Genomic DNA, 21139 nt, shown 5'->3' on the forward strand with positions numbered 1-21139 from the left:
CAACCGGGACGTTACGCTCGCATGACCCAATCCGGAAGAACTTTCTGCAAGGTCTGCAAACTTGTTACATCTGAGGCCCTGATCTTCGGCACTTTTGCTGCAATCCCCTGCAAGGCCCTCCGTGAACGCGTACGTTCCGGGCAACGTCCTCCATTTCTCCTGGAGTGCCCGTGAGCTCCCGCCCCGCCTTACGCACGCTCACCGCTCTCGCCCTGGCCGCCGCGCTGGTCGCCGTACCAGCCGATGGAGGTACGGCGGCGCCGGGCGGCGGGCCCGTGACGACGCCACTGAGCGACCGGGCGCGGCCGGGGGACGAGTCATTGGCCAGGGACGCCGCGCGGAACGAGCTGTCACGCGAGCGCTTCTACTTCGCCATGACCGACCGTTTCGCCAACGGCGACCCGGCCAACGACCGGGGCGGCCTGCGGGGCGACCGGCAGAGCACCGGGTTCGATCCGGCCGACAAGGGCTACTACCAGGGCGGCGACCTCAAGGGCCTGATCGCCAAGCTCGACTACATCCAGGGACTCGGGACCACCGCCCTCTGGATCACCCCCGCCTTCCAGAACCGCCCCGTCCAGGGGGACTCGGCCGGATACCACGGCTACTGGATCACCGACTTCACCCGCATCGACCCCCACCTGGGCACGAACGCGGAGATGAAACAGCTGGTCAAGCTGGCGCACCGGCGCGGCATGAAGGTGTTCTTCGACATCATCACCAACCACACCGCCGACATCATCGACTACGCCGAGGGCTCGCGGGCGTACCGCTCGAAGGGCGCCTACCCCTACATCGACACCGAGGGCAGGCCCTTCGACGACCGCGACCACGCGGGCCGCGACACCTTCCCCGAGGTCGGCACCGGGTCGTTCCCGTACACGCCCGTCGGCTCGCGCACCGCCAAGACGCCGCGCTGGCTCAACGATCCGGCGATGTACCACAACCGCGGCGACTCCACCTTCACCGGCGAAAGCTCCGAGTACGGCGACTTCTTCGGCCTCGACGACCTGTGGACCGAGCGCCCCGAGGTCGTCCAGGGCATGATCGACATCTACCGCACGTGGGTGCGGGAGACCGGCGTCGACGGCTTCCGCGTCGACACCGCCAAGCACGTGAACATGGAGTTCTGGGAACGTTTCTCCCCCGCGGTCAACCGGGGCCGGTTCTTCGTGTTCGGCGAGGTGTTCAGCTCCGACCCCGCCTTCACCAGCCGCTACTCCACGCGCGGCGGCATGGACGCCACCCTCGACTTCCCCTTCCAGGACGCCGCCCGCTCCTACGCGGGCGGCAAGGGCGGCGCCGCCAAGCTCTCCGCCCTGTACGCGGCCGACGACCACCATCTCGACGCCGACTCCAACGCCGCCTCCCTGCCGACCTTCCTCGGCAACCACGACATGGGCCGCATCGGGCACTTCCTCACCCGGGACGCCCCGGCCACCGAGCTCCTGCGGCGCGACAGGCTCGCCCACGAGCTCATGTACCTGACCCGCGGCCAGCCGGTCGTCTACTACGGCGACGAGCAGGGCTTCACCGGGGCGGGCGGCGACAAGGACGCCCGCGCCTCGCTGTTCGCCTCCCGCACCCCCGACTACCTCGACGACGACCTGATCGGCACCGACGCCACCCACGCCGGGGACAACTACGACCCGTCGCACCCGCTGTACCGCCACATCGCCGCCCTGGCCGCCCTCCGCGACCGCCACCCGGCCCTGGCCGACGGCGCCCAGGTGGAGCGGCTGTCCGAGGCGGGCCTCTACGCGTTCTCCCGCATCGACGCCCGGCAGCAGGTCGAGTACGTGGTCGCGATCAACAACGCCACGACACCCGCGAGCGCGCGCGTCCCGACCTACTCCCCGTCCACCCCCTTCCACCAGCTGTACGGCCCCGCCCCCACCCCGGCCACCGGCACCCCACCAACCAGCACCCCGCGAACCACGCGGCCGAAAGGCCCGGCCGCCTCACCTGCCCTGGGCACGATCACCCCGCCGAGCAGCGGTACAAAGACCACCCCGGCCGCCACGACGACCGTGCCCGCGGGCGCGCGACCGGCCGCTTCGGCCACGGGAGCCACGCTGACCTCTGGCACGGATGCCGCGCTCGACGTGACCGTTCCCCCGATGTCCGCCGTCGTCTTCCGGGCGGGCGGCAAGCTCGCCACCCCGGCCCATGGCCCGCGGATCTCGCTCACGCTGCCCGGCGAGGAGATCCGGGGCACCCCCGAGGACGAGCGGGTCGAGATCAGGGCCACGGTCCCGGGCGACGGGTTCGACCAGGTCACCTTCGCGGCCAAGGCGGGTGACGGGCCGTGGCGGGTGCTGGGGACCGATGACGCGCCCGGCACCGGCCGTACGTACCGGATATTTCATGACCTGAGGGGGATCGCGGCCGGAACCCCGATCCTCTACAAGGCGGTCGTCAAGGATTCCGCGGGACGGCACGCCTCGGCCACCGCCCAGGCCAGGAAGGGCCCCGACCCCGAACCGGGCGAGCCCGTCACCCGCGACTGGCTGGTCGTGCACTACCAGCGCCAGGATCCCGACGGCTGGGGCCTGCACGTCTGGGGCGACGTCGAGCGGCCCACCGAGTGGGGCTCGCCGGTGGCCTTCCAGGGCGAGGACACGTTCGGCCGGTTCGCCTGGATCAAGCTCAAGCCGGGCGCCACCAGCGTCGGCCTCCTCCCCCACAAGGGCGACGAAAAGGACGGCGGCGACCGCGAGGTCAACCCGGCGCGCACCGGCGAGGTCTGGCTGGTGCGGGGCAAGGAGCCGGTGTACACCTCGCGCCAGGCCGCCCAGGGCTACGCCACCGTGCGCTACCGGCGTCCCGACGGCGCGTATACCGGCTGGGGCCTGCATCTGTGGGGCGAGGCGGTGGCCGAGCCGACCGACTGGGCCAACCCGAAGCCGCCGGACGGCACCGACTCCTTCGGCGCATTCTGGAAGGTGCCGCTCAAGGCCCCCGACCGGCCGGTCGACTTCATCGTGCACCGGGGCGACGAGAAGGATCCGGGTCCGGACCAGACGTTCACCGGCCCCGAGGCGTACGTGAACTCGGGGCGGGCCCAGGTTCACGCCACCCGCGCGGCCGCGGACGGCGTCGCGGTGCTGCACTACCACCGGCCCGGCGGGAACTACGACGGCTGGGGCCTGCACGTGTGGGGCGGCGCGGCCACCCCGACGGAGTGGAACGCGCCGCTGCCTCCGTCCGGTCGCGACGCCTTCGGTGTGTACTGGAGGGTGCCACTGGCCGACGGCGCGAAGGGGCTGAGTTACGTCGTGCACAAGGGCGAGGAGAAGGACCAGCCCGCCGACCAGCGCCTGGACGGCGACGAGGCGTGGAAGCTGTCCGGCGCCGACGGGTACGTGCTGCCGCAGCGGGCGGGCGGCGCGGACGTGGACCTGAAGAAGCTACGGGCCCACTGGATCGCCCGCGACACCGTCGTCTGGCAGGCCGGCGACGACACGGTCAAGGCGCTCGAGTCGACGACCGGCGCGGTCAAGCGGCTCATCCGGCTGCTGCCCGGCACGCTCACCGACGCGCAGAAGGCCACGTGGCCGCACCTCAAGGCGCTGCCCGCCTTCACGGTGGACCCGCGCGACGCCGCCCTGGTGCCCGAGGCGCTGCGCGGCCAGGTGGCGGCGGTGGAGCGCGACGCGGGCGGCCGGTTGCTGACCGCGACCGGCGTCCAGCTGCCCGGCGTGCTCGACGACCTGTACGCCACCGACGAGCCGCTCGGCTACACCGGCGACCGCCTCGCCCTCTGGGCCCCGACCGCCCAGCGGGTACGGCTGGCCCTGTACGACGGGGACTCGGCGGCGTACACGGAACACGCCATGCGGCGGGAGGCGAAGACCGGTGTGTGGTCCGTGCGCGTCCCCCGGTCCTGGCGCGGCCGCGACTACACCTACCTCGTCACCGTCCACTCCCCCGCGCACGGCCGGGTCGTCACCAACGAGGTCACCGACCCCTACAGCCTGGCGGTGGCCGCCGACGGCGTGCGCAGCAGGCTCGCCGACCTGGACGCGCAGCGCCCGCCCGGCTGGACGGACCTCGCCAAACCCCCGCCCAAACCCGCCAAGACCATCTATGAGCTTCACGTACGCGACTTCTCGGCCACCGACACCACGGTCCCGCAGGACCTGCGCGGCACCTACCGGGCGTTCACCGGCGACGGCGCGGGCATGCGGGCGCTGCGCGAGCTGGCCCGCGACGGTCTCACGCACGTGCACCTGCTGCCCGTCTTCGACCTGGCCACCGTGCCGGAACGCCGGGCCGACCGCGGCGAGCCGCCCTGCGACCTGGCCGCGCTGCCGCCGGACTCGCCGCTGCAGCAGGAGTGCGTCGCGAAGACCGCGGCCAAGGACGGCTTCAACTGGGGCTACGACCCGCTGCACTACACCGTGCCCGAGGGCTCGTACGCCACCGACCCCGACGCGCGCACCCGCGAGTTCCGCTCGATGGTGGCCGGGCTCAACCGTTCGGGGCTGCGCGTGGTCATGGACGTCGTCTACAACCACACCCACTCCACGGACGTGCTGGACACGATCGTGCCCGGCTACTACCACCGGCTCCTGCCCGACGGCACCGTCGCCACCTCCACGTGCTGCCCGAACACCGCGCCCGAGCACGCGATGATGGGCCGGCTCGTGGTCGACTCGATCGTCACCTGGGCCCGCGACTACAAGGTGGACGGCTTCCGCTTCGACCTCATGGGACACCACCCGAAGGCCAACATCCTGGCCGTGCGCCGCGCCCTGGACGCGCTGACGCCCGCCAAGGACGGCGTGAACGGCAAGGACATCCTCCTGTACGGCGAGGGCTGGAACTTCGGCGAGGTGGCCGACGACGCCCGCTTCGAGCAGGCCACGCAGGCCAACCTGGCCGGGACCGGGATCGCCACCTTCAACGACCGGCTGCGTGACGGGGTGCGGGGCGGCGGGCCGTTCGACGCCGACCCGCGCGTGCAGGGCTTCGGCTCCGGTCTGGCCGGCGACCTCAACGGCGGCCCGGCCAACGGGGACGCGGCGGCGCGCCTCGCGCACTACCAGGACCTCATCATGCTCGGGCTGACCGGCAACCTGCGCGACTACGTGCTGCCCGACGGCCGTACCGGCGCGGAGGTGACCTACAACGGCCACAAAGCCGGATATGCCGCCCACCCCTCCGATGTCGTGACATATGTGGACGCGCATGACAATGAGACGCTCTACGATGCACTCGCCTACAAGCTCCCGCCCGCCACGGACATGGCGGCGCGGGTGCGGATGCAGGCGCTCTCGCTGGCCACGGCGCTGCTGGGGCAGGGGACCGCGTTCGTGCACGCCGGCAGCGAGCGGCTGCGCTCGAAGTCGCTGGACCGCAACTCCTACGACTCCGGCGACTGGTTCAACCGCCTGCACTGGGACTGCGCGCGGGGAAACGGCTTCGGCGCCGGGCTGCCGCCGAAGGCGGACAACGAGGCCAGGTGGCCCTACGCGCGTCCGCTGCTGGCCGATCCGCGGCTGCGCCCTGACTGCGCGGCCATCTCCGCGGCGCGGGAGCGGTTCGGGGAGTTCCTGCGCATCCGGGGCTCGTCCCCGCTGTTCGCGCTGGGCGGGCGGGCGCACGGGCGGGTCTCCTTCCCGGCCGCGCCGCCCGGCGTGATCGCCATGCGCCTGGACGGCACCGGCCTCGACCCGCGCTGGTCCGCGGTCACCGTCGTCTTCAACGCCACCCCCGGGGCGCGCGGCGTGACCGTGCCGGAGCTGAAGGGCACCGTGACCACGCTCCACCCGGAGCAGGCCGACCCGGTGGCCGGGCAGTCCCGCTTCGACGCCGCCACCGGCGCGCTGACCGTGCCGGGCCGCACCGCCGCGGTCTTCGTGAGCGCCCCCTAGAATCCGCCTGTGGACCACCGGCTCATTCAGGCGGCGCTGGAATGCATCGCCACCTACGGCTACCGCAAGACCTCCCTGAGCGACGTGGCGGCCAAAGCCGGGGTCTCGCGGGCCACCGTGTACCGCGCCTTCGGCTCCAAGGACCGGATGGGCGAACTCGTGGTACGCCACGAGGGGGCCAGGTTCATCGAGCAGATCGAGGAGATCTTCGCCTCCGCCGCGCCGCCCCAGGAGCAGATCGCGCGCTCGGTGGAGTTCGCGCTGGAGTTCACCGGCAACCACGACGTGCTGCAGCGCATGCTCATGGAGGAGCCGGAGGAGTTGTTCACGATGCTCATCGAGCGGCCGGGGCACACGGCGTTCATCACGTTCCTGACCGAGGGGATGGCGCCGTTCCTGGCCGCCGGCCCGAACGCCCACCTGTTGCGGGTCACACCGGAGCAGGCCGTGGAGTTCACCACCCGGGTGATCCTCAGCCTGATCGCCCACCCGACCACCTCGCTCGGCGGCAGCGCGGAGATCGCCCGGTTCATATGGGCAGCGATTGGCCGCCCAGCGTCACCCGCATGAACCATTCCTCGGTCCGCGCCACGGCCGGATGGTCGCGGTGGGCGTCGAGCACCCAGCGCCACGTGGGGTCGGCGCGGGCCTGCTCGTCGTAGGCCCGCCGGACGACGTCGGGCGGGGCGCCGTCCTCCAGGAGCGCGTCCATGCGGGCCCCGAGCGCGGCGTACCACCGCCGCGCCAGATCGCTCAGCACGTCCTCGGGAACCGCCGGATCGCCGCTCGCCCTGACCCCCGCCAGGGCGGCCTGGAGTTCCTCTCGCCGGGTCCGCATCGACCCTCCTCAACCGAGACGCTGAGACGAATGGATCTAGATGTCTCATGTCTACTACACCGGAGAAGGCGGCGGGCGCCGAACCCCCGTGAGCCCCGTCACACGCGGCGCCCCTAGGGGAGCGACGGCCGGCGGGAGCGGTGGCGGGCGCGGCGGGTGAGCTGCGGGGCGTCGAGGATGAGGAGGTCGCCGCCGTCCCTGGTGATCCAGCCCCGGCGGGTGAAGTCGCCGAGGATCTGGTTCACGCGTTCGCGTGAGGCCCGTACGTGGTGGGCGAGGTCGTCCTGGCTGAGGTCCAGCGTCAGGCGCAGCCCCACGCTGGTACGGCGGGCGAAGCGGGCCCCCTGCTCCACCAGGACCCTGGCCACCCGGGTGGCCACGTCCACGCCCGCGGCGTCCTCGATGCGGTCGTTCATGCGCCGGATGCGCGCGGCCAGCAGGCACATGACGCGGCGGGCCGCCTCGGGATGCCGGTCGATCCAGTCCGACATCTCCTTGACGGGGGCGCGGTAGGCGGTCGTGTCCTGGACGGCGGTGGCCGTGGCCTGGCGCGGGGCCGTGTCGAACAGGCACAGCTCGCCCAGGAGTTCCCCCGGACCTGCCATGGTCAGCAGGATCTCGCCGCCCTCCGGGCCCGGCCGGGTCGCCTTCACCTTCCCGCTCAGCAGGACCAGGACGCAGTCACCCGGCTCCCCCTCGGTGAACAACCGGGCGCCGCGCGGGAAGGCGGCCCGCGCGGCCAGCGACAGGAAGTCGGCCGCCACCTCCTCCGCCAGCCCGTCCAGCAGCGGGATCCCGCCGGTCATGGCAGCAGTCCGAAGGTCTGGGCGAGGGCGTACTCGTCGGCCAGGAACCACGCTTCCACCACCTTGCCCCCGGCCAGGCGCCAGATGCCGACCTCCAGCACCTCCACCGGACGCCCCGTCGGCTCATGGCCGAACAGCGGGCCGCCGTGGGTGGCGTGGATGGTCCACACCGCCCACACCCGGTCCCCCTTGGCGATCATCGCGTGAATCTCGTCGGCCCGGTCGGGCAGGCCCTCCGGCGCGTAGGAGGTGCCGGAGCGCGCGGCCAGGTGGGCCATGCCCCGCCGGTGGATCCGGGCGCCGGGCGCCATGTGGGCCTGCCGGCCCTCCACGGTGGCGTGGCGCAGGGCGCGGACGACCTCCAGGTTGCGCAGCTCCTCCTCGGTGTGCGCCTGCGCGGCGGGCTCTGCCAGCAACGGAGTGCTCCTCTCACGGGATCACCTGAATACAGCCTCTCACGGGCTGGTCAGGAAATATCCGGACACGTCGATGGGCTTTTCGGCCAGGCCGTAGGTCCGCATGGCGTCGGCGATGCGCTGCACCTGCGGACGCAGCGTGGCGACGTCCGCCGTCTCCAGGTACTTGTTGATGATGACCTTGTCCGCCACCGCCGCGTCGATCGTGGTGAACTTCGGCAGTGCCGCCTTCACCTCCGCCGGATGGGCGTTGGCGTAGGCGGTCGCCTTGAGCAGCGCCCGCCGGAACCCGGCCAGCGCCTTGCCGTTGGCCGCCGCGTACTTCTCCGAGACCAGGTAGCCGCCCACCGCGTACCCCTCCAGTTCCCCGGAGGAGGTGTCGTAGACCGACCTGGCCCCGAGCTGGTCGATCATGAGCGTCCTGAACGGGTCGCTCGTGCAGGTCGCGGCCACCTCTCCCGACTCCAGCACGTTCGCGTGCTCCGGCGGCGCCACCGGCGTGAACGCGATCGTGTCCGGGGGCAGCCCCTTCGCCCTGAGCTCCGAGCGCACGTTGAGGATGCAGACCGTGCTCGGCGACAGCACGGCCAGCTTCTGCCCCTTCAGGTCGGCCAGGCTCCGGGCGCGTGAGCCCTTGCCCACGAGCACCTGCTGCGACCCGGTGACCGCGGTGTCGGTCAGGGCGACGAGCTTGACGCCGAGGCCCTTGGAGTAGGCGCTCAGCCCGCTCACCACGTTGGACCAGGCCATGTCCACCTGACCGCCGACGACGGCCTCGACGGTGCTGCCCGAGCCGAGGTCCACGTCGGCCTTGACGGTCAGGCCCTCGGCGGCGAAATAGCCCTTGTCCATGGCCAGGTGCAGCGGGACGTTGCTGACGTTGGCCGGATTGCTGATGGTGATCGAGATGGGGCCGGCCGGGGGCGCCGCGGCCGGCCCGCCCCCGCACCCTGCGACGATCAGGGCTGCCACGCAGATGACGATGGTGCGTTTCACGGGGCTCTCCTCAGGACGCGTCTTTGATGTGCTGGGCCACGACGCTGCGCTGGCGCACGAACGCCGGCAGCGACTTGGTGACGATCTGATCGCGTACGCGAGGCAGCTCGATGACGAGCTCGGCCAGCACGCTCCCCGGCGACCTGCGCAGGACGACGAGCCGGTCGGCCAGATAGACCGACTCGTCGATGTCGTGGGTGACGAACAGGATCGTCATCCCGAACTCCAGATGGACCCGGCGGGTCAGGTCCTCCAGGCCCGAGCGGGTCTGGGCGTCGACGGAGGCGAACGGCTCGTCCATCAGCAGCACCTTCGGCCGGTAGGCCAGAGCGCGGGCGATGGCGACGCGCTGCTGCATGCCGCCGGACAGCTGCCAGGGGTAGCGCTCGTGCTTGCCCTCCAGCCCGACCGCGGCCAGCGAGCGTTCCACCCGCTCCCGGCGCTCGGCCTTCGGCAGCCGCAGCGTCTCCAGCGGGAACTCGACGTTCTGTCCCACCTTCATCCACGGGAACAGCGAGCGCCCGTAGTCCTGGAAGACCACGGCCAGGCCCTCCGGGACGCCGCTCACCTCCTCTCCGTGCACCCGCACCTCGCCGCGCGTGGCCGGGACCAGCCCCGCCACGCACTTGAGCAGCGTCGTCTTGCCGCACCCCGACGGTCCGACGATCGACAGCAGCTCGCCCTCCCGCACCTCGAAGGAGAGGTTGTGCAGCGCCGGGTTCCCCTCCCCGTAGGTCTTGGACAGGTTGCTCACCTGGAGTGCGGTCATGAGGGGCGACTCCTTAGAACGCGCCGCTCGGCGGCGAGGAAGAGCACGTTGAGCAGGTATCCGAGCAGGCCGAGCAGGACGATCGCCGCCCACACGTCGAGGATCTCGAAGGTGCGCTGGGCGGTGATGAGGAAGTGGCCGAGCCCGTGGTCGGCCAGCAGCCACTCCGACAGCACCATGAGGATGAGCGAGAGCGACAACGTCACCCGCATGCCCGCGAAGATCTTCGGCAGCGCGGCCGGGATCACCACCCGCAGGAGCCGGGTGCGGGGCGGGATGTGGAAGGCGCGGGCGGTCTCCAGGTACATCGGGTCCACCGATCGCACTCCCTGCATGGTGTTGAGCAGCACCGGCCACACGCAGCCGAAGGTGATCAGCCCGATCCGCATGAGGTCACCGGAGCCGAAGACCAGCAGGAACACCGGGACGATCGCCGGCTTGGGCAGTGAACGCAGGAAGTTGACCGGCGGATCGACATATCCGGCGGCGGCCTTCCACTGCCCGGCGGCCAGCCCGACGACCACCCCGGCCGCGGCCCCGGCCAGCCAGCCGGTCACCGCCCTGAGCACGCTGGGCCCGGCGTCCTGCCAGAACCGCTCGGTCAGCAGCGGCTCGCTGAACCACAGCTCGGCCACCCGTCCCGCGATCCGCCCCGGCGGCGGGAAGAACGGCGAGCCGGCCGCCACCGCGGCCCACTGCCAGAGCAGCACGGCCAGCAGCACCGGACCGAGCCGGGCGAGCGCCCCCCGGGCCAGCTCGCGCGCTCCCCTGCCGGCGGGGGCGTGCGCGGGCGCCTGCGCGGCGCTCATGAGGGTCCCTTTCCGTCCCAGACCACCAGGCGGTTCGTCACCGCGACGGTGATCCCGTTCATCAGGTAGCCGAGCACCCCGGCGAGCGTCACCGCGGCGAAGACGGTGTCGGCGTGGAATCCGGCATAGCTGGCGCGCAGGATGAAGTAGCCGACCCCGTCGCGTGTTCCCACCGCGATCTCGGCGGCGATGCCCACGGTCAGCCCGGTGGCCAGCGCCAGCCGCAGCCCGGTGAGCATGAGCGGCAGCGCGCTCGGCAGCACGACCCGCCACCAGGTCCGCGGCACCGGCACCCGGAAGGCGCGGGCGGTCTCCATCGCGACCGGGTCGACGCCGCGCACGCCGTAGACGGTGTTGAACAGCAGCGGCCACACCGCCACGAACGCCACGATCGTCACCTTCATCGGCAGTCCCTGGCCCATGACCAGGACCAGCAGCGGAATGATCGCGATCCCCGGCACCGACCGCAGCGAGTCGATGATCGGCGTCAGCCCCAGCGCGGCCAGCCGGTAGGAGCCAATGAGCACGCCGAGCGGCACCGCGATCGCCGTGGCCAGCGCCACGCCCCCGAGCACCGCCACGAGCGTGGCCCACACCTCGACCAGGAACGCCGGATCCACCAGCAGCCGCAGCGCCTCGCCCAGGATCACTCCGGCGGGCGGCAGCAGCCGAGGGTCGACCAGCTCCAGCCGGGCGAACACCTCGAAGGCGAGGGCCAGCAGCGCGGCGCCCGCCGTACCCCTGAGGAAGGCGGCGAGCGCGCCGCGCGGGGAGGTGCGGCGGCGCACGCCCGGGCGGCGCGGCCCGGCGCGCACGCCGGTGGTGGTGACGGGCGCGTTCACGGCGCCCCCGCCGGTCCGGCGGAGACCTTCCCGGTACGGCTGGCCGAGACGATCACCCCCGCCAGCAGTCCCGCGCCCACGAGCGCCGCACCCCAGGTGGCGCCGGCCAGCGAGAGCCCCAGCAGCGCGTCCACGGCCAGCGCGCCCGGCCCGGTGAAGGCGAGGCAGCAGGTGGCCGCGAGCAGCACCAGCTCGTACTCGAAGCCGTTGCGGCGGCGCGAGAGCCCGTTCGGCAGGTGCAGGATGACGATGTTGGCGAACGTGCCGGCCAGCATCAGCACCGCGAGCGGTGTCAGCGCCCCGGCGGCCAGCAGCAGCCCACCGGCGGTCTCGGCCAGACCTGCCACCGCCGCCATCAGCAGCGGCGGCCGGTAGCCCATGCGGCCGAAGAACGCGGCGGCGCCCTTCAGCCCGTCGGCGCCCCACCAGCCGAACAGCTTCTCCGTGCCGTGGTAGGCCATGACCAGGCCGACCGCCAGGCGGAGGATCAGCAACCCGATGTCCATCACCGTGCTCCGTTCAGCCGAAGGCGGGAAGTACCTGGTCGAGGAACAGGCGCAGCGATCGGCCGGAGACCTCGGGCGACATGAACCCGTAGTTGAACAGCAGCGCCATGTGCCGGACTCCGGCCGCCTCGTACTCCCTGATCTGCTCGGACACCGACCCGGGGTGGCCGATGAGCATGGCCTGGTCGAGGAACTCGTCGGGGTTCTGCGGCGAGACGCCGACGACGCTCTTGAGGTGGGCGGCGTCGCGCACGTCCTTGACCATGCCGAAGCTGCGCCGCTGGTGCTCGGCCATGAGCACGAGACGCTCGCGGATCTCCCGCTCGGCCTGCTCGTCGGTGTCGGCCACGTAGACCTGCTTCTGGACCATGCTCCAGTCGAGCCGGTCCTGGACGGCCTCCTCGCCGAGGCCGCCGTCGCGCAGCGCCCGCTCGTAGACGCGCCAGCGGGCGGTCAGAGGCTGCGGTTTCTCCCGGGCGGTGAACAGGTACCAGCCCTTGCGGCCGGTCCACTCGGCGCCGGAATCGCTCTGGGTGGCGCGGGCGAAGGCCGGGGCGGCGCGATGATGGGCGGCGGGCATGATGCGGGTGTGCAGGGTGCCGCGCTCGAAGGCGGTCTCCCACTCCAGGGGAGGATCGTCGGGCCGCTTGGCCAGGGCGGCTTCGAGGATGTCCAGGTTGTGCATCATCTGGGCGTGGCGCTGGGAGGGGTCGCGTCCCATGCCGGCGTACTCCAGCGGCGAGCCGCCGGCGGCGAATCCCACGATCAGCTCGCCGCCGGTGAGGATGTCCAGCAGATTGCAGCGCTGGGCCAGCCGCATGGGGTTGTGCAGCGGGGGCACCGCCACGGCCAGGGAGAACCGGGTGCCGCGGGGTGCCAGGGCGGCCAGGTGGGCGGCGTACATGAAGTTGTCGCCATAGGTGTTGTAGCCGGAGAAATGGTGCTCGGTGAGCACGATGCCCCGGACGCCGGCCCGGGTGGCCTCAAGTGCCTGGCGGGTGAGGGTCTCGATGATGCCGACGTCCTCGTGCGGGCCGCGGGTCTGGGCGTTCAGGTAGATGGAGAAGCGCATCCGGGTTCCTCCTTCGTGGTCGCTAGGCCGGGAACCCGGCGTAGCGGCGGCGGTGGTAGAGCAGCGGGGCGGCCTCCCGCTCGCGGGCGCCCTCGACGACGAGGCCGATGACGATGAGGTGGTCTCCGCCGCCGACGGTCTCCAGCACCTCGCAGATCGCGTGGGCGACGGTGCCCCGGGTCAGCACCGGCACGCCGTGGCGCCCCGGCCGCCAGGCGATGCCGTCGAACTTGCCGTCCCCGCCGCCGGCGAAACGCTCCGACAGCGGGGCCGAGCCGGCGTCGAGGACGTTCACGCAGAAGGCGCCGGAACGTTCGATCGCCGTCAGCGTGCGCGAGCCGCGGCCGATGCACACGAGCATCAGCGGCGGGTCGGCCGACAGCGCGCACACCGCCCCCGACGTCAGGCCCGCCGGGCGCCCGGGTCCCGCCAGGCTCGTCACCACCGTGACCCCGGTCGGCAGCGAGCCCGCCAGGGTCTTGAACAGCTGCGCGGGCACCGCCGCGGCGTCGTCGGTGAGGCTCATGCGGCCATCCTGCGTGACCTGCGGCGAGGCGGGCCAGCGGATGTGGAACATGCAACAACCGCTGGTCAGGCCAGGATCGCGAGCGGATTCTCCAGCAGCGACAGGAAGACGCGCATCCACTCGGCGGCCACCACGCCGTCCACCGGACGGTGGTCCACCGACAGCGTCACCGTCAGGACCGTGGCGGCCACGACGGCGCCGTCCCGGACCACCGGCGCCTGCCTGGCCGCGCCGACGGCCAGGATCGCGGCCTGCGGCGGGTTGACGATCGCGGCGAACTCCTCCGTGCCGTGCATGCCGAGGTTGGTGACCGTGAGCGTGCCGCCCTCCAGCTCGTCCTGGCGCAGGCGGCCGGTGCGGGCGCGCTCGCCGTACTCGCGCAGGGTGGTGGCGACGAGGGAGACGGGCGCGCGCTCGACGGCGCGCAGGACGGGCGTGAGCAGGCCGCCCGGGGTGGCGACGGCCACGGCGATGTCGACCTGGGTGTGGGCGCGGACGGCGGTGTCGGTCCAGGTGACGTTCATCGCCGGGACCCGGACGTGGGCGTGGGCGGCGGCCTTGACGATCAGGTCGTTGACCGAGACGCGCGGGCCGCCGCCCTGGTTGAGCTGGGTGCGCGTCGCCAGCAGGGCGTCTGCTCCGGCGGTGCCGCGCAGGTAGAAGTGCGGGGCGGTGCGTTTGCTCTCGGTGAGCCGGGCGGCGATGGCCCGGCGCATCGGCGTGTGCGGGATCTCGGTGTAGGCGAGCGTCTCGGTGGGGGCGGGCGTCTCGGTGTAGGCGGGCGACTCGGTGTGGGCGAGCGTGTTGGTGGGGGCGGGCGTCTCGATGCCGGCGGGCGTGTTGGTGGGGGCGGGCGTCTCGATGCCGGCGGGCGTGTTGGTGGGGGCGGGCGTTCGCGGGGCCTTCGCCGAGGCGGCCACGGCCGCCTCGACGTCCCTGCGGACGACGCGGCCGTTGGGCCCCGAGCCGGGGATGTCCTCCACCCGCAACCCCGCCTCCTTGGCCAGGCGCCGGGCCAGCGGGCTGGTGAAGACCCGCTCTCCGGTACGGCCCGCGTCCACCCGGCCGGAGGCGGCCTCGGGGAGATCCGGGACGGGCGTGCCGGGAGGCTCGCCTGGGGCGCCCAGCACCGCGATCGGCGCCCCCACCTCCACCGTGGCGCCGTCCTCCACCAGCGTGCGCAGCAGGACCCCCGCCTCCTCGGCCTCCACCTCCACCACCGCCTTGTCCGTCTCGACGGTGGCGATCACCTCTCCCTTCCCGAACGGGGCGCCGGCCGCGACCGCCCACCCCTGCAAGATCGCCTGGATCGCGCCGGCCGCCACCTCCGGCATGCGCAGGACTCTGGCCATGGCCGTCAGCTCCTCGTCATCTCGGCCAGCGCCGCGGACACCTCGGCGGCCCCGGCGATGGCGGCGCGTTCGAGCACCTTGCTGATGCTGGGCGAGGCTTCTCCACCGGTCACCCGCCGTACGGGCTGGTCGAGCCAGTCGAAGTAGCGCCGCTGGATCTCGTCGGCCAGCCAGCCGCCGTAGGAGGTGCCGAGCGCTCCTTGTTCGGCGATCAGCACCGCGCCGGTCTTGCGGACGCTGGCCCCGACGGTGTCCCAGTCGAGGCTGGCCCGGTCCAGCCAGCGCAGGTCGATCACCTCCGCGTCCGCCTCGCCGGCCACCTCCAGCACCAGGGGGGTCATCGCGAGGTAGGTGAGCACGGTGACGGCGGAGCCGGTACGGCGGACGGCGGCGCTGCCGACGGGCAGGCAGTAGTCGAGGTCGCCCACGGGCCCGTCGCCGACGGTGCCGTAGAGGTCCACGTGTTCCAGCACGAGGACGGGGTCCTGGCAGCGCAGGGCGCTGTTCATCAGGCCGACGTAGTCGTAGGGGGTGGAGGGGGCGGCGATGCGCCAGCCGGGGGCGGTGGCGAAGATCCCGGCCGGGTCCATGGAGTGCTGCGAGCCGTACCCGGTGCCCATCGCGACCTTGCTGCGCAGCACGAGCGGCACCGGGCCTTCGCCGCCGAACATGTGCCTGGCCTTGCCGATCTGGTTGAAGAGCTGGTCGGCGGCGACCCACATGAAGTCGGCGTACATGAACTCGACCACGGGGCGGAAGCGGCCGTCCAGCGCGATGCCGCCGCCGAGGCCGGAGAAGGCGTTCTCGCTGATGGGCGTGCCGAGCACGCGGTCGGGGAAACGTTCCTTGAGCCCCCGGGTGGCACCGTTGGTGCCGCCGCCGAGGCGGTGGACGTCCTCGCCCAGCACCACCACGCCGGGGTCGGTCTCCATGCGCCGCGCCATGACGGCGGCCACCGCGTCGATGAACTTCTGCCCGGCCAGCGTGCCCTCGAAGGTGAAGCGGGCGTCGCCGAACTCGCTCAGGTCGCCCCTGACGCCCACGTCGGCGAACGACGGCCGCGGCCACTCGGCGGGCTTGATCCGCCGCACCGCGCTCCCTTGACGGCCGGCGGCGCCTGGGTCCGGCTCCAGCAGCGTGTCCGCGATCCCGGCCATGAGCGCGGCGGCGGCCTCGCGGGCCTTCTCCAGCTCCGCGGGGGTGAGCAGGCCGCGGCGCTCCAGGTGCCGCGCCACCTGGTCGAGCGGGTCGCGGGCGCGCCACTGCCGCTCCTCCTCCTTGGTGCGGTAGCCGAACGCGCTGCCGGGGAAGGGGCCGTTCTGGTGGAAGTAGCGGTAGACGTCGGCTTCGATGAGGACCGGCCCGCGGCCGGACCGCAGCAGGGCCAGGGCCTCGCGCATGGTCAGGTGAACGGCCAGCGGGTCCATCCCGTCCACCTTGAAGCTGGCGATGCCGAAGCCGGGCCCGCGCGCCGACAGCCGCGGCTCGCCGGTGGCCTCCTGCACGCCGGTCGAGACGGCGTAGCGGTTGTTCTCGACGAAGAAGCACAGCGGCAGCTTCCACGCGGCGGCCAGGTTGAACGTCTCCAGCGTCGAGCCGATGTTGATCGCGCCGTCGCCGAAGTAGGTGACGGCCACGGCGTCGGTGCCCGCCTGCCGGTGCGCCCACGCCGAGCCCGCGGCCAGCGGCACCCCGCCGCCGACGATCGCGTTGGTGCCGATGGCTCCGGCTTCGGCCCACTGCAGGTGCATGGAGCCGCCCCTGCCGTGGCTGAAGCCGCGTTCCAGCCCGCAGATCTCCGCGAGGGCGCGCAGCAGGACGGCCCGCGCCCGCGGCGGGAGGTCCGCGCGCGGGTCGAGGCCTTCGGGCTCCACGTGGCACAGCGCCTTGGCCAGGAACTGGTGGTGTCCGCGGTGGGAGCCGTTGACCGTGTCGCCGGGGGCCAGGGCGAGGACCGAGCCGACCGCCCCGCCCTCCTGCCCGATGCTGGCGTGGGCGGGGCCGTGGACCAGCCCGGCCTTGGCCAGCTCCAGCACCTGCTCCTCGAAGGCGCGGATGAGGACGAGCTGGCCGTACATGGTGGTCAGCAGGGGCGGGTCCGCGGCGTCCCAGTCGGCCTCCGTGGCGGCGACCTCGATCCAGGGGACGACGGGTTCTAGTCTGTGGTGTTCGCTCATGTTAGTCTCCGCAATCGATTGCGTCCGCGACGGAAAGGGTCCCGATGCTCCCCGGACTGGCAAGGCTCGACCACATCGGCTTCACCGTGCCCGACATCGACGAGGCCAGGGCGTTCCTGGTGGACGTGCTCGGCTGTGAGTACATGTACAAGCTCGGCCCCTACGAGCACGCCGACGACTGGATGGCCGAGCACCTGAACGTGCACCCCCGCGCGGTCATGCGCGAGCTGCACTTCTTCCGCTGCGGCGGCCAGGCGGTCTTCGAGGTCTTCCAGTACGAGGCCCCGGACCAGAGCAAGACCCAGCCCCGCAACAGCGACGTCGGCGGCCACCACATCGCCCTGTACGTCGACGACCTCGACGCCGCCGTCGCCTACCTCAGGGAACGCGGCCTGACCGTGCACAGCGGCCCGACCGCCAGCAGGGGCCCCAGCGAGGGCCAGCGCTGGATCTACTTCCTGTCGCCGTGGGGCATGCAGTTCGAGCTCGTCTCCTACCCGGACGGCAAGGCCTTCGACCGGGGTGTCACCAGCTGACCGCCACATACTGGGTCTCCAGGTAGTCCAGCAGTCCCTCGTGGCCGCCCTCCCGGCCGACGCCGCTCTGCTTCATCCCCCCGAACGGCGCGGCCGGGTCGCTGACCAGGCCCCGGTTGAGGCCGATCATCCCGGCCTCGATCCGCTCGCCGACCCGCAGCCCGCGGGCCAGGTCGCCGGTGTAGACGTAGGCGACCAGCCCGTACTCGGTGTCGTTGGCCAGCCGCAGCGCCTCCTCCTCTCCGGAGAAGGCCACGATCGGCGCGACCGGGCCGAAGATCTCCTCGCGCAGGATCGGCGCGTCGGGGCGTACGCCCGTCAGCACGGTCGGCTCGTAGAAGAAGCCGGGACGGTCCGGGCGCCCGCCGCCCGCCAGGGCCTTCGCGCCGCCTTCCAATGCCTGCCGCACCAGGCCGTCCACCTTGTCCACGGCCTCCTGGTTGACCAGCGGGCCGACCTCGGCGCCGGGGTCGGTGCCGGGGCCGAGGCGCAGCGCCGACATCCGGGCGGCCAGGCGGCGGGCGAACTCCTCGGCGACCGGCTCCTCGACGTAGAATCGGTTGGCGGCCGTGCACGCCTCGCCGGCGTTGCGCATCTTGGCGATCATCGCGCCCTCGACCGCGGCGTCCAGGTCGGCGTCGGCGAAGACGAGGAAGGGGGCGTTGCCCCCGAGCTCCATCGAGCTGTTGATCACCTGGCCCCCCGCCTCGCGCAGCAGCAGGCGGCCGACCTCGGTGGAACCGGTGAAGGAGAGCTTGCGCACGCGCGGGTCGCGCAGCATGGTCGCGACGACCTCGCCGGAGCGGCGGGCGGGCAGCACGTTGACCACGCCCGGCGGCACGCCGGCCTCCTCCAGCAGCCTGGCCAGGGCCAGCGCGGTGAGCGGGGTGTCGCTGGCGGGCTTGAGCACGACGGTGCAGCCGGCCGCGAGCGCCGGGCCGATCTTGCGGGTGGCCATGGCGGCCGGGAAGTTCCACGGGGTGACCAGGACGCAGACGCCGACCGGGCGGCGCAGCACCAGGATGCGGTTGCCGCCCGACGGCGCGGTCAGCACCTCTCCGCTGGCGCGTACGGCCTCCTCGGCGTACCAGCGGAAGAACTCGGCGGCGTAGGCCACCTCGGCGAGGGCGTCGGGCATGGCCTTGCCGTTCTCGCGGGAGATCAGCGTGGCCAGGTCCTCGGCCTGCTCGCTCATGAGCTCGAACGCCTGGCGCAGGACCTCGGAGCGGTAGCGCGGCGTCGTGGCCGACCAGGACTCGGCAGCGTCGGCGGCGGCGGAGACGGCGGCGAGCGCGTCGGCCGGCGTGGCGTCGGCCACGGACGCGATCACCTCGCCCGTGGCGGGATCTGTGACATCGAACCGGCCGCCGTCGGTGGCGGGCGTTGATCGACCCCCGATGTGAAGCATGGGAACCTCCCGGTTCAGTACGGGTTGGCGATGACGAGGTCCTGCGCGGGGAAGAGCGTGAGCAGGCGGGCGCCGTCCTCGGTGACGACGACCTCCTCCTCGATGCGGGCGGCGGAGAAGCCGTCGCTCGCGGGGCAGTACGTCTCCAGCGCGAAGACCATGCCGGGACGCAGTTCGACCGGCTCGCGCATGCTGTTGAGCCGCGAGATGATCGGCCGTTCGTGCAGGCCCAGGCCCAGGCCGTGACCGAACTGCAGGCCGAAGGCGGCCATCTCGTTCTCGAAGCCGAACTCCTCCGCCCTGGGCCAGAGCGCGGCGATCCGGTCGGTGCCCACGCCCGGCTTGACCGCGGCGATGGCGGCGTCCATCCATTCGCGGGCCCTGGCGTAGGCCGCGCGCTGGGCGGCGGTGGCGCTGCCGACGCCGAAGGTGCGGTAGTAGCAGGTCCGATAGCCGTTGAAGGAGTGGATGATGTCGAAGAAGGCCTGGTCACCGGGACGGATGAGGCGGTCGGAGAAGTTGTGCGGGTGCGGGTTGCAGCGCTCGCCGCTGACCGCGTTGACCGCTTCGACCTGGTCGGAGCCCATCTCGTAGAGGCGTTTGGCGACCAGGGCGACGATGTCGTTCTCGCGTACGCCGGGCCTGAGCGCCTGGACCACGTCGTGGTAGACGCCGTCCACCATGGCGGCGGCCTGGTTGAGCAGCGTGATCTCGTCGGCGGACTTGATCTCGCGGGCGGTCAGCATGTGCTGCTGGGCGTCGCGCACCCGAAGGCCCTGGCGCTCCATCTCGAACAGGAACGGCGGCTCCACGAGGTCCACGCCGACCGGGGCGGACGGGTCGTCCAGCAGGTCCTTGAGCTGGGTGACCGCTTCTCTCATCAGTCCGGCGCTCGGCGCGATCGCGCCGCGCAGGCCCAGCATGCCCGCGTGGCAGTCGGCCGGGTCGAGCCACGGGCTGAACAGGCGGTGGTGGCGGGCGGCCGAGCCGAAGTCCCAGAGCATCGGCGGCTTGTCCCTGGTCAGCAGCGCGTATCGGGTCATCTTGTCCCCGAGCGCGCCGCCGATCCAGGTCTGCGTGACGTAGCGGATGTTGTAGAAGTCGAACAGCAGGAACGCGCCGCACTCGCTGGCCTCCAGGGCCGCGCGGGCCCGTTCCAGCCGGTGGGCGCGTAAGCGGCCGAAGTCGACGCGCTGCTCGAAGTCGACCGCCATGTGTCCGGGCGCGGGCAGCGGCCGCGCGTCCTCAGGCATGGCCCAGCCCGTCGTCCACGGGCACGTTCTCCGGCTTCAGTTCCAGACCCGAGGCGGCGGCCTGCAGGTCGAGCAGGATCGCGAAGTCCTCCTCCACCCGGCCGGTGCCGACGCTGGCCTGCACGAGCTGGGCGGTCAGCGCGGCCAGCGGCATGGGCACGCCGAGCTCGCGGGCCGACGCCAGGCCCAGGTCGAAGTCCTTGCGCAGCAGGACGGGAGTGAAGGTCGGGGTGTAGTCGAGGTTGACGAAGGCCGGTGACTTGTAGCGGGTGAACACCGAGCCCATGACGCTGTTGTTGAGGAACTCCAGGAAGGCGTGGCGGGACACGCCGCCCTTCTCGGCCAGCACGGTGATCTCCGCCAGGCACTGGGTGACCACGCCGAGCATGAGGTTGTGCGCGATCTTCACCAGCCGCGCGCTCTCGCCCTCTCCGGCGTAGGTGACCGCCTTGCCCAGGCGGGCCAGCAGCGGCTCCACCCGGTCGTGGTCCTCGCGCGGCCCGGAGACCACCAGGCTCAGCCCGCCCGAGGCGGCCACCTTCGCGTTGCCGCTCACCGGCGCCGCCAGGAAGGCCGCGCCGCGCTCGGCACAGGCCAGCCTGGCCCGCGCGGAGGCCTGCGCGGAGACGGTCGAGCAGTCCACGACCAGGCCGGGCGCCCGCTCGCCGCCGAGCAGCTCGCCCAGCACCTCGGCGAGGTCCTCCGAGGTGGACAGCATCGTGAACACCACCTCGCGATCGCGCAGCTGGGCGATCGAGGACGCCAGCGTGGCGCCGAGCTCCGTGAGCGGCTCGGCCTTGGCACGGGTGCGGTTCCAGACGGCCAGGTCCGTGCCGGGCCCGGCCAGGCGTGCGGCCATGGCGTATCCCATGCGGCCGGTGCCGATCCAGCCGACTCTCATCGTGCCTCCTCGTCGTTACGCAATCGATTGCGTTGCCAGCAGCATGGGAGTAT

Annotated in this window: 18 protein-coding genes; 3 read left to right on the forward strand and 15 right to left on the reverse strand. The window is 72.4% G+C overall.

The features are described from left to right. Positions 1 to 170: 170 nt before the first annotated feature. Together pulA and ACIBKY_RS11650 are read left to right on the forward strand one after the other, a co-directional pair. Complete coding sequence (pulA, locus tag ACIBKY_RS11645; protein ID WP_397096541.1) at positions 171 to 5879, forward strand: pullulanase-type alpha-1,6-glucosidase; 5709 nt, start codon at positions 171 to 173, stop codon at positions 5877 to 5879. A gap of 9 nt (positions 5880 to 5888) precedes the next feature. Then, positions 5889 to 6449, forward strand: coding sequence for a TetR/AcrR family transcriptional regulator (locus ACIBKY_RS11650; RefSeq protein ID WP_397096543.1), 561 nt, complete (start codon positions 5889 to 5891; stop codon positions 6447 to 6449). Here the strand turns inward: ACIBKY_RS11650 and ACIBKY_RS11655 are convergent. The 12 genes from ACIBKY_RS11655 to ACIBKY_RS11710 all read right to left on the reverse strand — a co-directional run bounded on the left by ACIBKY_RS11655 (position 6409) and on the right by ACIBKY_RS11710 (position 16988). Continuing rightward, positions 6409 to 6717: a hypothetical protein gene (locus tag ACIBKY_RS11655; protein ID WP_397096545.1), complete on the reverse strand. Its 309-nt coding sequence runs from the start codon at positions 6715 to 6717 to the stop codon at positions 6409 to 6411. The two genes, ACIBKY_RS11650 and ACIBKY_RS11655, sit on opposite strands and share 41 nt — an antisense overlap. Positions 6718 to 6830: 113 nt before the next feature. After that, on the reverse strand, positions 6831 to 7523 hold the full coding sequence (locus ACIBKY_RS11660; RefSeq protein ID WP_397096546.1) for a Crp/Fnr family transcriptional regulator: 693 nt from the start codon (positions 7521 to 7523) through the stop codon (positions 6831 to 6833). Continuing rightward, entirely contained in the window at positions 7520 to 7939 is a 420-nt protein-coding gene (locus tag ACIBKY_RS11665) for an ester cyclase (RefSeq protein WP_397096548.1), read from the reverse strand. Before ACIBKY_RS11665 ends, ACIBKY_RS11660 begins: the two co-directional genes overlap by 4 nt. A 39-nt stretch (positions 7940 to 7978) precedes the next feature. Beyond that, positions 7979 to 8935 (reverse strand): ABC transporter substrate-binding protein, encoded by a 957-nt coding sequence (locus ACIBKY_RS11670; RefSeq protein WP_397096550.1) that lies wholly within the window; start codon positions 8933 to 8935, stop codon positions 7979 to 7981. 10 nt (positions 8936 to 8945) lie between these two features. Then, on the reverse strand, positions 8946 to 9704 hold the full coding sequence (locus ACIBKY_RS11675; protein WP_397096552.1) for an ABC transporter ATP-binding protein: 759 nt from the start codon (positions 9702 to 9704) through the stop codon (positions 8946 to 8948). Next, positions 9701 to 10513 (reverse strand): ABC transporter permease, encoded by an 813-nt coding sequence (locus ACIBKY_RS11680; RefSeq protein ID WP_397096554.1) that lies wholly within the window; start codon positions 10511 to 10513, stop codon positions 9701 to 9703. The genes ACIBKY_RS11675 and ACIBKY_RS11680 overlap by 4 nt, the downstream gene beginning before the upstream one ends. After that, entirely contained in the window at positions 10510 to 11355 is an 846-nt protein-coding gene (locus ACIBKY_RS11685) for an ABC transporter permease (RefSeq protein WP_397096556.1), read from the reverse strand. The genes ACIBKY_RS11680 and ACIBKY_RS11685 overlap by 4 nt, the downstream gene beginning before the upstream one ends. Further along, positions 11352 to 11861: a DoxX family protein gene (locus ACIBKY_RS11690; protein WP_397096558.1), complete on the reverse strand. Its 510-nt coding sequence runs from the start codon at positions 11859 to 11861 to the stop codon at positions 11352 to 11354. The genes ACIBKY_RS11685 and ACIBKY_RS11690 overlap by 4 nt, the downstream gene beginning before the upstream one ends. A gap of 13 nt (positions 11862 to 11874) precedes the next feature. Then, a complete protein-coding gene (locus ACIBKY_RS11695; RefSeq protein WP_397096560.1) occupies positions 11875 to 12933 on the reverse strand; it encodes an LLM class flavin-dependent oxidoreductase in 1059 nt (352 codons plus the stop codon). Positions 12934 to 12955: 22 nt separating this feature from the next. Further along, the gene (locus ACIBKY_RS11700) at positions 12956 to 13459 is read right to left on the reverse strand and encodes a flavin reductase family protein (RefSeq protein ID WP_397096562.1); all 504 of its coding nucleotides are present in this window, start codon (positions 13457 to 13459) and stop codon (positions 12956 to 12958) included. Positions 13460 to 13524: 65 nt separating this feature from the next. After that, positions 13525 to 14811: a 2-oxo acid dehydrogenase subunit E2 gene (locus ACIBKY_RS11705; protein WP_397096564.1), complete on the reverse strand. Its 1287-nt coding sequence runs from the start codon at positions 14809 to 14811 to the stop codon at positions 13525 to 13527. A gap of 5 nt (positions 14812 to 14816) precedes the next feature. Further along, complete coding sequence (locus tag ACIBKY_RS11710) at positions 14817 to 16988, reverse strand: thiamine pyrophosphate-dependent enzyme (RefSeq protein ID WP_397096566.1); 2172 nt, start codon at positions 16986 to 16988, stop codon at positions 14817 to 14819. A gap of 44 nt (positions 16989 to 17032) precedes the next feature. Between ACIBKY_RS11710 and ACIBKY_RS11715 the strand changes: the two genes are divergently transcribed. After that, complete coding sequence (locus ACIBKY_RS11715) at positions 17033 to 17524, forward strand: VOC family protein (protein WP_397096568.1); 492 nt, start codon at positions 17033 to 17035, stop codon at positions 17522 to 17524. Here ACIBKY_RS11715 and ACIBKY_RS11720 read toward each other — a convergent pair. Genes ACIBKY_RS11720 through ACIBKY_RS11730 form a run of 3 tightly spaced genes read right to left on the reverse strand, consistent with a single transcriptional unit; the run spans position 17514 to position 21086 of the window. After that, positions 17514 to 18932, reverse strand: a complete 1419-nt coding sequence (locus ACIBKY_RS11720) for an NAD-dependent succinate-semialdehyde dehydrogenase (RefSeq protein WP_397096570.1) — start codon at positions 18930 to 18932, stop codon at positions 17514 to 17516. The genes ACIBKY_RS11715 and ACIBKY_RS11720 overlap by 11 nt on opposite strands. 14 nt (positions 18933 to 18946) lie before the next feature. Next, positions 18947 to 20185 carry a M24 family metallopeptidase gene (locus tag ACIBKY_RS11725; RefSeq protein ID WP_397096571.1) on the reverse strand — a complete coding sequence of 413 codons (1239 nt, stop codon included), beginning with the start codon at positions 20183 to 20185 and terminating at the stop codon, positions 18947 to 18949. Continuing rightward, positions 20178 to 21086, reverse strand: coding sequence for an NAD(P)-dependent oxidoreductase (locus ACIBKY_RS11730; protein ID WP_397096572.1), 909 nt, complete (start codon positions 21084 to 21086; stop codon positions 20178 to 20180). The genes ACIBKY_RS11725 and ACIBKY_RS11730 overlap by 8 nt, the downstream gene beginning before the upstream one ends. Between the last annotated feature and the right edge of the window lie 53 nt (positions 21087 to 21139).

This window comes from Nonomuraea sp. NPDC050394, assembly GCF_044459065.1.
In the GTDB taxonomy this organism is placed as follows: domain Bacteria; phylum Actinomycetota; class Actinomycetes; order Streptosporangiales; family Streptosporangiaceae; genus Nonomuraea.